Genomic DNA, 12,288 nt, shown 5'->3' on the forward strand with positions numbered 1-12,288 from the left:
GGTCTCCTACGACAATATCGGCTTCTTCCTGCTCTCGCGCGAGGTCTCCAAACACATCAAGGTGGTGCAGTCGGGCCAGGGGGCGGATGAAATCTTCGCCGGCTATCACTGGTACCCGCCGCTTGAGAAATCCAACGATGTCGTCGGCGATTATGCCAAGGGCTTCTTCGACCGTGACCATGCCAGGCTGTCGCGTCATCTTTCGCCGGAATGGCTGGCGGAGGAAGACGTCAGCCGCGCCTTTGTCGAGAGCCACCTGATGGCGCCGGGCGCGGAGGGTCCTGTCGACCGGGCGCTCAGGCTCGACAGCCAGGTCATGCTGGTCGATGATCCGGTCAAGCGCGTCGACAACATGACCATGGCCTGGGGGCTTGAGGCGCGCGTGCCCTTCCTTGATCACGAGCTTGCCGAACTGGCGGCCACCATCCCGCCGGAATTCAAGCTGAATGACGGCGGCAAGGGCGTCCTCAAGGACGCAGCGCGGCTCGTCGTGCCGCACGAGGTGATTGATCGCAAAAAGGGCTATTTCCCGGTGCCGCAGCTCAAATACATCTCGGGCGAGTATCTCGACATGGTTCGTGATACGCTGACGAGCCAGGTCTCCAGTGAGCGCGGCCTGTTCAACAAGTCCTATCTCGATGACCTGTTCATCGATCCGATCGGCCACATCACGCCGCTGCGCGGATCGGAACTGTGGCAGGTGGCGCTTCTGGAAATGTGGTTGCAGTCTCACGAGATTTGAGGAAGAGCCGATGAGTTCGGAAAAGGGGCCGAAGGATCAACCGGAACACCGCGGCCGCGATGCCTATTCCCATCGCTTGAAGAAGATGCGGACCCAAGGCATGAAGCCGCCGATCAAAGGCGGTGATAACAGCGGCGCGATGAAACAGGACGTCTCCATCGACTGCGGCTGGGGCCGGATCGTCTTCGGCCAGACCTTTTCCGATGCCAGGCTGCTGATCGAGACCCTGCGCGCCGAGGTGCCGGACCATCGCGACATCGCCATCTATGTACGCGATCCGCATGTGGTGCTGGCCAACGCCCCGCAGGAGGTCTTCCTCGATCCTTCCCATACCTACCGGCTCGACCTTTCGACCTATCATGCCGCGTCATCAAAACCGCCGCAGGGCTTTTTCATCCGCCGGCTGACCTCCGAGATCGATGCGCAGGCGATCAACCGCATCTATGCCGCGCGCGGCATGGTCGTGGTCCGTCCGGATTTCTTCTGGCGCCAGCGCGACGCCCGTTCGATCGTCTATTTCGTCGCCGAGGACGAGCATACCGGCAATATTCTGGGCACCGTGACCGGCATCGATCACGGCCGGGTGTTCAACGATCCGGAAAAGGGCGCTTCGCTCTGGTGCCTTGCAAGCGATCCGCAGGCGCGCCAGCGTGGCATCGGCGAGGCACTGGTGCGCAGGCTGGCCGAGCATTTCCTCGCCCGCGGCGCTTCCCATCTCGACCTCTCTGTGCTGCATGACAATGTGCCGGCGATCAAGCTCTATGAAAAGCTCGGCTTCAAGCGGGTGCCGTTCTTCACCGTCAAGCGCAAGAACCAGATCAATGAGAAACTGTTCACCGGACCGGAGCAGGAAGACTACGAGGCGCTGAACCCCTACGCCCGGCTGATCGTCGCCGAGGCGCGGCGGCGCGGCATTTCGGCGGAGGTGACCGATGCCAAGGGCGGCTTCTTCCGCCTGTCCTATGGCGGCCGCTCGATTCACTGTCGCGAAAGCCTGACGGAACTGACGACTTCGGTGGCGATGTCGATCTGCGACGACAAGTCAGTGACGCGCCGCTTCGTCGAAGAGGCCGGCGTGCGCGTGCCGCGCCAGATGACCGCCGATGCCGGCGAGGAGGCGATCGCCGGTTTTCTTGAGGAAGCCGGCCCGCTCGTCGTCAAGCCGGCGCGCGGCGAGCAGGGCCGGGGCATCTCCGTCGGCGTCTCCACCATCGAGGAGGTGCGCGAGGCAATTGAGGCCGCCAGGGCCTATTGCGATACGGTTCTGATCGAGGAAATGGTCGAGGGCGAGGATCTTCGGCTGATCGTCATCAATTATCGCCTCGTGGCCGCCGCCGTGCGCCGTCCCGCTCATATCATCGGTGACGGGCGCTCGTCGATCGAGCAGTTGATCTCGGCCCAGAGCGCGCGGCGCAGCGCCGCGACAGGCGGCGAATCCTCAATCCCGCTTGATGCCGAAACCGAGCGGACGGTCCGAAGCGCCGGCTACACCTTTGCCGACGTGCCGAAGGAGGGCGAGGAAATCCGCGTCCGCCGAACCGCCAATCTGCATACCGGCGGCACGATCCATGACGTGACCGATATCGTCCATCCGAAGCTGGTGGATGCCGCGATTTCCGCAGCCCGCGCGATCAATATTCCGGTCGTGGGGATTGATTTGATGATCAAGTCGCCCCAAAACCCTGATTACGCATTTATCGAGGCCAACGAGCGCCCGGGGCTTGCCAACCATGAGCCGCAGCCGACGGCCGAACGGTTCGTCGACCTGCTGTTCCCCCTGTCCATGCCGGCCGGGGCTAGGGCCTTTACCCGCGAGGCGCAGAAAAACGAGTGAGTGATGCAACGACTGACGATTGATTCCGAGTACCTGTCCGACATGCTGAAATCGCTGCTCGCGATCCCCTCGCCGACAGGCTACACCGATCCGATCGTCCGTTTCGTCACCGGAGAACTGGAGAAGCTCGGCCTTTCGGTGGAACTGACGCGGCGCGGGGCGATCCGCGCCGTGCGCAGGGGCGTCGACAGCCGCGGCGCGCGCGCAGTCGTGTCCCATGTCGACACGCTTGGCGCCCAGGTGAAATACCTGAAGGACAATGGCCGGCTCGAACTGGTGCCGATCGGCACATGGTCGGCGCGCTTTGCCGAGGGCGCGCGGGCGACGCTTTTCACCGAGAAGGGGGCCTATCGCGGCACCATCCTGCCGCTCAAGGCCTCCGGACACACCTATAACAACGAGATCGACGAAATGCCGGTCGGCTGGGACTATGTCGAGCTGCGCGTCGATGCCTTGAGCCGTGACGAGGAAGATCTCGACAGGCTGGGCATCGAGATCGGCGATATCGTCGCCATCGATCCGCAGCCGGAATTCCTCGACAACGGCTTCATCATCTCCCGCCATCTCGACAACAAGGCGGGCGTGGCGCTGATGCTCGCCGCGCTGAAGGCGATGCAGGATGAAAATGTCGAGACGCCGGTCGCCAGCCACTGGCTGTTTACCATCGCCGAGGAAGTCGGCGTCGGCGCGTCGTCGATCGTTTCCCCCGAGGTTGCCTCGCTTGTCTCCGTCGATAACGGCACCTCGGCGCCCGGCCAGAATTCCTCGGAGTTCGGCGTCACCATCGCCATGGCCGACCAGACCGGTCCCTTCGACTGGCATCTGACGAAGAAGCTGGTCGATGTCTGCAAGTTCAACGATATCCGCTATCAGAAGGACGTCTTCCGCTACTATCGCTCGGATTCGGCAAGCGCGGTTGAAGCGGGGGCGGATGTGCGCACAGCGCTTGTCGCCTTCGGCGTCGATGCCTCGCATGGCTATGAGCGCATCCACATGCATGCGCTGCGGTCGATCGCGGAACTGATCACCGCCTATCTGACCTCCGACGTCGAGATCAAGCGCGACTTCCAGCAGACCGGTCCGATGACCGGCTTCACCCGTCAGCCGACAGGCAAGGCTCGACAGGAACTCTCCGCCGATGTCAAGACGGAGAAGATCGACGATCCGGACCATCCCCACCACGCCGGGCACGCCTAGGCATTGCTGCAGTGCACGCGCTTGCCAAGCGGCGCAATCTTGCTATGAATACTGATCGCCCTGGATCGTTTCAGGTGAGCCTCGAGGGGACCGAATGCAACGCGTAACCACTTTTATTCCGGCAGGCGCGGAGAGCGGCCCGGTCTCCGGGCATGTCGAACTGACCCATGACGCACGCCATCTTCGGCGCAAGGCGCTGAAACTCGCCGATGGCGGCGCGGTGATGCTCGACCTGAAGGAAGCCGTCCTGTTTGCAGGCGGAGACCGGCTGGTGCTGGAAGACGGCGCGCAGATCGAGATCGTCGCCGCGCCGGAAGAGCTCTACGAGATTCGCGCCCGTGACGGCCTCCACATCATCGAACTCGCCTGGCATCTCGGCAACCGCCACCTGCCGGCGCAGATCGAGACCGATCGCATTCTGATCCTGCGCGATCATGTCATTCGCCAGATGCTTAATGGCCTTGGCGCCACGGTGAGCGAGATCGTCGCGCCGTTCCAGCCGGTGCGCGGCGCCTATCACGGCGATCACCACCACGATCACGGTCACGGAGATCACGACCATCACGGCCATCACCACCACCACCACGATTGACGCTTCCGCCGTTTCGGGAGCGTCGCTGCTCCGGTTGATGTCCTGGCTGTCGCCGGCCTTTCCGCTCGGCGGTTTTGCCTATTCAGGCGGGCTGGAGCGGGCCGCCCATGACGGCCTGTTGACGGATGCCGAGGGCCTGAAGGCCTGGCTCTCCTCAGGGCTTGCGCAGGGTTTCCTCTGGAACGACGCCATCCTTCTGTGCGAAAGCCACCGCGCCAAGGGTGACAGCGCCCGCATCGGCGAGGCGGCAGCGCTTGCCGCAGCCCTCGCCGGCGCGCGCGAACGCCATGCCGAAACGCTGGCGCTCGGATCGGCCTTCGTCACCGCCGCCGCCGCCTGGCCCGCGCCCGTGCTCGCCAATCTGCCGGGCGAGACCGCGCTGCCGGTTGCCTTCGGCGCCGTGGCAGCAGCGCACGGCATCGGCCTGGAAGCGGCGTGCCAGGGCTATCTTCATGCCCAGATTGCCCAGTCGATCTCGGCTGCCATCAGGCTGTCGCTTTGCGGCCAGGTCTCAGGGCTTGAAGTGCTGGCAGGCCTGGAGGAAACAATTCTTGAAACGGCGGCGCGCGCTGCCGCTGCCGGCCTCGACGATCTCGGCGGCTGCACGTTCCGGGCGGATGTCTCGGCGCTTCGCCATGAAACCCAGCATTCGCGACTCTTTCGCAGCTAACTTATGGATTTGACGAGGTTCGACATGAAGTCTGAAAACGGGCCCCTGCGCGTGGGCATCGGCGGTCCGGTCGGCTCCGGCAAGACGGCGCTGACGGAAAAACTGTGCAAGGCGCTGAGCCGCGATTACTCCGTCGCGGTGGTGACCAACGACATCTATACGCGCGAGGATGCGGAAGCTCTGGTGCGCATGCAGGCGCTTTCTTCCGACCGCATCGTCGGCGTGGAAACCGGCGGCTGCCCGCATACGGCCATCCGCGAGGACGCGACGATCAACCTGCAGGCGATTGCCAAACTGAACGCCCGCATCCCCGACCTCGACATCATCTTCATCGAGTCGGGCGGCGACAATCTGGCGGCGACCTTCTCGCCGGACCTTGCCGACATCACCATCTATGTGATCTCGGTCGCCCAGGGCGAGGAAATCCCGCGCAAGGGCGGCCCGGGCATCACCCGTTCGGATCTCTTGATCATCAACAAGAAGGATCTCGCTCCTTACGTCGAGGTCGATCTCGATGTCATGGCGTCGGATGCCGAACGCATGCGCGCCGGCGCGCCGACCGTCTTTACCGATCTCAAGCGGGGCGACGGGGTGGACGCGATCGTTGCCTTCCTGAAGGAGAACGGCGGGCTCTGAGAGGCCCTGAAAAGAAGAAAAACCGGCGGGAATGACCCCGCCGGTTTTCAGGTCGGCCGCATGACCGGTGCGCAGATCAGAGAGCCCGCAGCGCGTCCATATCCTCAATTTCGATGATGCGGCCGTGTACGTGGACGCCGAGACCTTTCAGCGTCGCGAAGGCGCGGGAAAGCGCTTCTGGGGCAAGCCCCAGCTTTCCGGCAAGAAGGCTCTTCTGGAAGGCGAGGCGGAAGGATGCGGGCGATTCCTGGCCTTCGGCCTGTTCCAGAAGGTAAAGGGCAACGCGCTGGACGGCGGTATTGAGTCGGTCGTTGGCGATGCAGTCCATAGTTTCCTGAAGCTGGCCCGCAAGCGAGCCGGCGATGGCGCGCGCCAGCATGCCGTCATCGGCAAGGCTCGCATTGCGCACGCGGTTGATGTCATAGCGCGCCAGCATCGCCTTGTCGGCGGCCTGGGCGTGATATTCGTAGGTGTCGCCGCCGAAGATCAGTTCGTCGGCAAAGCTGTCTCCCGGGCCGCAGACGCGGATATCGGCCTCGCGGCCTTCGCTGTTCTGCCGGAAGAGGCGCACATAGCCGGAAAGCACGCTGTAGAAATGAGTTGCCGGATCGCCCTGACGGAATACCACGTCGCGCGGGTAGCAATTGGCGAAGGTCGCGCATTCCATCAGCTTGTTCATGGTCGCCATATCCATGCTTGCCGTCAGCTTGGTTTCGACAAAAAGCGTTTTTTTGCGCTCGTTCAGCAAGAGGGTCCTGTTCACTGTCCGTCTCCTGTCCCGGCCCCGCGGCGACCGGGCTTTTTGCCTGTCCAGATCTGCAACACGACCGGTGCACGCCGCAATGTCGCCGGTTGCCCGCGCCAGAACCCGTTTCCTTTTCCCAGACAAAACCGGTTCTTCGCGTCAAGTCTCTGACTGTCGCAGGCAATACAGACCATCCGCATCGCCTGTCCTGCGGCCAGGCCGTCTCATCGGTTTGGGAGGGATGAGGAGGCCTTCTGCCGGAATGAAACCTAGAAGCAGAAGCGGCGCGGGGTATTGATTTCAATCAACTGAAAGCCGGAAATTTTGACGTTTGCGGCGCGGCCCGAAGCCAGGCGTGGCAAATGGCAAAAGGGCCGGTTTGAACCCGGCCCCTGAGCGAAACGATTTAAAGAGAATCGCGTTTTCCGCTAGCGGAATGTTTCCGCTTGCCAATCCGGAATGGTCAGGCCATGCCGTGTCTTCCGTAGCCGTCGCGGTTGTTCTCGATCTCGTCGAGCCGCTCTTCGAGTTTGGCAATTTTGGCGCGGTTGGCTTCGCTGAGGCGCCCCGCTTCCTCGGTGGTGTAGACATGATCGTCGGGATCGCGCCGGCCGATGAAGCGGCTGAACGCCCATCTGAGCAATCCGGCGATATCGTCCATGATCATGAAGAAGGCCGGCACCACCAGCAGGCTCAACACGGTCGAGACGATGATGCCGCCGATCACCGCCGTTGCCATCGGCGCCCGGAAGGCGGAGCCTTCGCCGACGCCAAGGGCGGCCGGCAGCATGCCCGCCGACATGGCGATCGAGGTCATGATGATCGGCCGCGCGCGCTTGCGCCCGGCCTCGACCAGAGCGGCGCGCCGCTCCATGCCGTGCCAGATCGCCTCCTTGGCAAAGTCCACGAGCAGGATGGCGTTCTTGGTGACGATGCCCATCAGCATCAGCAAGCCGATCATCACCGGCATCGACACCGGCTCGTCCGTCAGGATCAGCGCGATCGCCACGCCCCCGAGCGCCAGCGGCAGCGAGAACAGGATGGTGAAGGGCTGGATCACGTCCTTGAACAGCAGGATCAGCACCGCCAGCACCAGGAAAAGCCCAAGCAGCATCGCGTTGATGAAGCTCTGTTGCATCTCGGCAAGGATTTTGGCATCGCCGCTCTCGGCAAGCGTCACCGTTTCCGGGATTTCGGTATTCTCGACGATTTCGCGGAAGCGCGCGGTTGCCGGATCGAGCGCCACGCCCTGCGGCAGGTTGGCGCCGATGGTGACAACGCGATGGCGGTCATATCGGTCGACCGTGGCGACGCCCTCCGTGTAGTTGACGTCCGCGACCACCGACAGCGGCACCATTCCGCCGCTGGCGGTCTGAACCTTAAGGTTGCGGATCGCCGAAAGATCGCGACGCAGTTCGAGATCCGTGCGCACCCGGATCGGGATCAGCCGGTTGTCGAGCGAGATTTTCGGCAGGTTGGCGTCGACGTCGCCGACGGTCGAGACCCGCACGGTCTCCGCGATCGCGGCCGGCGTCACGCCAAGCCGTGCGGCAATCTCCTTTTTCGGGTGGATCTGCAGTTCGGGCCGCGGAAGCGCCCCTTCCGAGGATACCTTGTCCAGCATCGGATCGGCGCGCAGCTTCGATTCCAGAATGGCGACAGCCTGCTGCAGGTCTTCCTCGTTGTCGGAGAGGAAGTTGAACTGGATGTCGCGCTGCCCGCGGTCGTTCAGCTTGGTAATGCGCAGGTCGGGAATGTCTGAAAGCGCCGCCAGCACCTCCTGCTCGATCTGCCATTGCGGTATGGTGCGTCCCTGCGGCTCGAGCTTCGGCAGATATTGCCCGATCAGCGGGATGCCGCCGATCAGATCGTTGACGATCGCCTCGGACAGGGAGTGCGCAAGGTTTTCGAGCGTGACCGTCACTGTCGCGCGGCGATATTCGAGATCGCCGAGCGGCGAGGAACCGCCCAGCACGGTGACGCTTTCCACGCCCTCGAAGCCTTCGATCCGCTTGGCCACCAGCCGGGTCATCGCCTCGGTATCGGAAAGCTGGGCGTTTGGCGGCAGTTCGACGGAAAGCACGATGCGCGAGGCATCCTCCGGCGGCATGAAGCTGCCGGGGATCTTCGACATGAAAAACAGTGAGACGGCAAGAACACCGAGCGCGGCCAGAAGCGTCAAATAGCGGAACCGCGTGGTCCAGCGCACGGCCGCCGTATAGCCCCGCATCGCCCGGCCGTCATTGGCTTCGCTGTCTTCCTTCGCCTTGTGCTTTGCGGGCTTCAGCATATAGGCGGCCATGACCGGGGTGATCAGGCGGGCAACCACCAGCGAGAAGAACACGGCAAAGGCCACTGTCAGGCCGAACTGGATGAAGTACTGCCCCGGAATGCCCGGCATGAAGGAGACTGGCGCGAACACGGCGATGATGGTGAAGCTCGTCGCGATCACCGCAAGGCCGATCTCGTCGGCGGCATCAAGCGCCGCGCGGTAGGGCGTCTTGCCCATGCCGATATGCCGCTCGATGTTCTCCACTTCCACGATCGCGTCGTCGACAAGAATACCGGTCGCCAGCGTCAGCGAGATCAGGCTCACGAGATTGAGCGAGAAGCCGAGCAGGTCCATGATCCAGAAGGTCGGGATCACCGAGAAGGGCAAGGCCACGGCGGCAATCAGCGTCGCCCGCCAGTTGTGCAGGAACAGGAACACGACGATGATGGCGAGGATCGCGCCTTCATAGAGCGTATCGAGGGCTGCGGTGTAATTGCCCTTGGTGAAGTAGACAGCGTCATCGATCAGATCGATGGAGACATCCGGGTTTTCGGCCCGGACCTCGTCCAGCGCCTCGGCCACCGCATCGGCCACGGTCACCTCGCTGGCGCCCTTGGAGCGGAACACGCCGAAGGAGACGACCGGGTTGCCGTCATGGCGGGCGAAGGTGCGCGGCTCCTCATAGGTGTCGGTCACCGTGCCGAGGTCGGAAAGCCGGGCAAAGCGGCCATTGCCGAGCGCGATCATCGTGTTGGCGAGATCGGAGACGCTACGGGCGTCGCCGAGCGTGCGGATGGCCTGTTCGGCGCCGGCCACCTGGCCGCGGCCCGAGCCGGTATCGGCATTGGTCTGTCGCAGCTGCGCGTTGACGGCGGAGGCGGTTATGCCGTAGCTCGCCAGCTTGTTCTCATCGAGCGAGACCTGGATTTCCCGGTCGGCCCCGCCGTAGCGGTCAACCCGGCCGACGCCGCGAATGCCCTGCAGCGCCCGCTCGATCGTGTCATCGACGAACCAGGAGAGCTCTTCCAGCGACATATTGGGCGAGGAGACGGCAAAGGTCTGGATCGCCTGTCCCTCGACGTCGATCTTGCGCACCACGGGCTCGTCGGCATTGGCGGGCAGATCGGAGCGGATATTGTCGATCGCGTCCTTGACGTCGCGCAGCGCATCGTCGGGCTTCACTTCCATGCGGAAGAGGACCGAGGTGGTGGAAACGCCGTCGGTGACCGTGGAGTTCAGTTCGTCAACGCCGGAGACGCTGGCGATCGCGTCCTCGATCTTCTTCGTCACCTGCATTTCCAGTTCCGCCGGCGCCGCGCCGCTCTGGGTCACGGTGACAGCGACGACGGGCACGTCGATATTCGGGAAACGGGTGATCGGCATGTCGCGGAACGACTGCAGGCCCATGAACAGGAGCAGGCCGAGAAGCAGGAGCGGCGCGACCGGATTGCGGATGGCCCAGGCTGAAAAATTCATGGTTCAGACCTCAGTTGAGCGGCGCTTCGGCGGCCGGCACGGGGTTGATCCGGTCGCCGGCGCGCACATAGGCGCCGGCCTTGGCCACCACCTGGTCGCCCTCGGCAAGACCGTCGACGATCTCGATCGTGTCGCCGTCCTGGATGCCGGTCCTGACCGTCACGATCTCGACCGTGCCGTCCTTCACCCGGCGCACGGTGGAGCCCTGGCGGTCGATATTGACGGCGGTCATCGGCAGGGCGAGGGTTTCGGCCTCCTCGACAATGATTTCGGCGCTGGCATACATCCCGGGACGCGCGCGGCCGGGGGCGTCGATGGAGATGAAAACGTCGCCGAGCCGGGTGACGGGGTCGACCACGGGCGAGACCAGGCGCACGGCGCCGCTGAGGGCAGGCGCATCGCCGACGAGCGAGATCTCGGCCTTCTGGCCTTCTGTGATCTTCATCATGTTGTCTTCCGGCACTTCGGCGACGAGCTCGATCGCGCCGTCGCGGATCATGGTGAACATCGGCGTCGAGGCGCCCGTGGCGATAGCGCCGATGCGGGCATTCTTGCCGGAAATGATGCCGGAGACCGGCGCCTTGATGTTGGTGCGCTCCAGCCGAAGGTCGATGTCGTCGATCTCGGCCTGCGTCACGTTGATGTCGGCTTCGGCCACGCTGATGGCCTCGCGCGCGGCGGCTGTCGATGCGTCGGCCCTGAGCGCGGTCGTTTCGGCCTGTTCCAGCGCCGAGGTGGAGACAGAGCCATTGTCGGCAAGGCGCTTGGTGCGTTCGAACTGCCGGCGGGCGTCTGTCTGCGCGGCCTGGCTCGCGGTCAGCTGCGCGTTGAGCTGGGCGAGGTTTGCTTCAGCCTTGGCCTTGTTCGCCTGAAGGCTGCTCTTCTGCAGGAGAAGCGTATCGGTTCTGAGGGTCGCAAGCACGTCGCCGGCCTCGACGCGATCGCCGATCTCCGCATTGATGGTCTCGATCGAAAGCCCTTCGACGAGGGGCTGGACATAGATCTCCTCGACAGGCTCGATCGTGCCCGTCGCCCGCACGATCGCTGTCAGCGGCATTACCCTTACATCGGTGACGATGATGGACGGAAGGCTCGATGCCGTTTCGGCGGGGGCGCTGGCCTCTGCGGCGAGCGCGGGCGAAAGCGACAGCGCGAGCAAGGCGGAGGACAGGACGGCGACACGGTACATTTTCGGCATGTCAGTTTTCCTCTATCGGCCGGGAGGAGGCCACAACAATCTGCAGGATCGCCACGCGCCATGGGTCTCGGCGCGCCGGTCAGTGTCCGGTCATCTTTACGCGATCGGGCAACCACCGGTTTTTCGTCGTGAGGCAGTTCGTCACAACTTGGCCCGATTTCAAGTCGGTCATAGGTAGAAAAGGCATAAAATTGAACCGGGTGGTTCGATTATTAGCCAAACTGGTGCAAAAATGCAATACGCGCGGCCCCGAACGGAGCCGCGCGCATCGAACGTCAATCTGGCGTCTGGATTCTAAAGCATGTCCGGACGGAAAGCCGGGCTCCACTTTTCCTGGACGCGCTCTAGTTGGAGAGCGCCGCGTCGGTGATTTCCAGCGTATAGGCGCCTTCCGGCTCTTTGGTGATGACCGGGTCGGACCCGCCGCCGAGCAGAACCTCGACGGTGCGCTGATAGTCGGCCGGGTCGAGCGCGCCGTTGGAGCCGGCCGTCAGCTTGGCGACTTCCGACATCATCCGCTTCTGGTGTTTTTCGGTCTGGGCGCCGGTGTCGTCATATTCGAGCACGATTTCCGCAGCCTCGTCCGGGTTTTCCTCCGCCCATTTCCAGCCCTTCATCGAGGCGCGGACGAATTTGACCATGTCTTCCTTGAACTTCGGATCCTTCAGGTCGTCCTCAAGTACGTAGAGGCCGTCTTCGAGGGTTGCGACGCCCTCATCCTCATATTTGAAGGTGTTGAGCTGATCCTCGGAAATGCCGGCGTCGATCACCTGCCAGTATTCGTTATAGGTCATGGTGGAGATGCAGGCCGCCTGCTTCTGCAACAGCGGGTCGACATTGAAGCCCTGCTTCAGCACCGTCACGCCGTCCTCGCCGCCATCGGTCGGGATGCCGAGATGGGCCATCCACGACAGGAAGGGATATTC

General features: G+C 63.4%; 10 protein-coding genes. 6 read left to right on the plus strand and 4 right to left on the minus strand.

Annotated elements, in window-relative coordinates; all coding sequences use genetic code 11:
• From AC5DC2_RS10770 to ureG, 6 genes are all read left to right on the plus strand, one after another.
• Nucleotides 1–742, plus strand: a 742-nt coding sequence (locus AC5DC2_RS10770; RefSeq protein WP_491698475.1) for an asparagine synthase-related protein, incomplete at its 5' end; no start/stop codon positions are given.
• Nucleotides 743–752: 10 nt separating this feature from the next.
• On the plus strand, nt 753–2,576 hold the full coding sequence (ngg, locus tag AC5DC2_RS10775; RefSeq protein ID WP_491698476.1) for an N-acetylglutaminylglutamine synthetase: 1,824 nt from the start codon (nt 753–755) through the stop codon (nt 2,574–2,576).
• A gap of 3 nt (nt 2,577–2,579) precedes the next feature.
• Nucleotides 2,580–3,773: an osmoprotectant NAGGN system M42 family peptidase gene (locus AC5DC2_RS10780; protein ID WP_024709217.1), complete on the plus strand. Its 1,194-nt coding sequence runs from the start codon at nt 2,580–2,582 to the stop codon at nt 3,771–3,773.
• A 94-nt stretch (nt 3,774–3,867) separates the two neighbouring features.
• On the plus strand, nt 3,868–4,365 hold the full coding sequence (ureE, locus tag AC5DC2_RS10785; RefSeq protein ID WP_491698477.1) for an urease accessory protein UreE: 498 nt from the start codon (nt 3,868–3,870) through the stop codon (nt 4,363–4,365).
• A gap of 37 nt (nt 4,366–4,402) precedes the next feature.
• A complete protein-coding gene (locus AC5DC2_RS10790) occupies nt 4,403–5,035 on the plus strand; it encodes an urease accessory protein UreF (RefSeq protein WP_491698478.1) in 633 nt (210 codons plus the stop codon).
• A gap of 24 nt (nt 5,036–5,059) precedes the next feature.
• Complete coding sequence (gene ureG / locus AC5DC2_RS10795; protein ID WP_491698479.1) at nt 5,060–5,671, plus strand: urease accessory protein UreG; 612 nt, start codon at nt 5,060–5,062, stop codon at nt 5,669–5,671.
• Between the two features lie 76 nt (nt 5,672–5,747).
• Here the strand turns inward: ureG and AC5DC2_RS10800 are convergent, their stop codons facing one another.
• The 4 genes from AC5DC2_RS10800 to AC5DC2_RS10815 form a co-directional block, all read right to left on the minus strand.
• Nucleotides 5,748–6,434: a Crp/Fnr family transcriptional regulator gene (locus tag AC5DC2_RS10800; RefSeq protein WP_024709221.1), complete on the minus strand. Its 687-nt coding sequence runs from the start codon at nt 6,432–6,434 to the stop codon at nt 5,748–5,750.
• A gap of 445 nt (nt 6,435–6,879) precedes the next feature.
• A complete protein-coding gene (locus AC5DC2_RS10805) occupies nt 6,880–10,164 on the minus strand; it encodes an efflux RND transporter permease subunit (RefSeq protein WP_491698480.1) in 3,285 nt (1,094 codons plus the stop codon).
• A 10-nt stretch (nt 10,165–10,174) separates the two neighbouring features.
• Nucleotides 10,175–11,362: an efflux RND transporter periplasmic adaptor subunit gene (locus tag AC5DC2_RS10810; RefSeq protein ID WP_491698481.1), complete on the minus strand. Its 1,188-nt coding sequence runs from the start codon at nt 11,360–11,362 to the stop codon at nt 10,175–10,177.
• Between the two features lie 344 nt (nt 11,363–11,706).
• A partial coding sequence (locus AC5DC2_RS10815) for an ABC transporter substrate-binding protein (protein ID WP_491698482.1) occupies nt 11,707–12,288 on the minus strand: 582 nt, incomplete at its 5' end.

This window comes from Martelella sp., assembly GCF_984369615.1.

Coding starts and splice junctions, on each gene's coding strand:
- AC5DC2_RS10780 (WP_024709217.1), top strand. CDS start 2,580: ATGCAACGACTGACGATTGATTCCGAGTACCTGTCCGACATGCTGAAA.
- ureG (WP_491698479.1), top strand. CDS start 5,060: ATGAAGTCTGAAAACGGGCCCCTGCGCGTGGGCATCGGCGGTCCGGTC.
- ngg (WP_491698476.1), top strand. CDS start 753: ATGAGTTCGGAAAAGGGGCCGAAGGATCAACCGGAACACCGCGGCCGC.
- AC5DC2_RS10810 (WP_491698481.1), bottom strand. CDS start 11,362: ATGCCGAAAATGTACCGTGTCGCCGTCCTGTCCTCCGCCTTGCTCGCG.
- AC5DC2_RS10790 (WP_491698478.1), top strand. CDS start 4,403: ATGTCCTGGCTGTCGCCGGCCTTTCCGCTCGGCGGTTTTGCCTATTCA.
- AC5DC2_RS10805 (WP_491698480.1), bottom strand. CDS start 10,164: ATGAATTTTTCAGCCTGGGCCATCCGCAATCCGGTCGCGCCGCTCCTG.
- ureE (WP_491698477.1), top strand. CDS start 3,868: ATGCAACGCGTAACCACTTTTATTCCGGCAGGCGCGGAGAGCGGCCCG.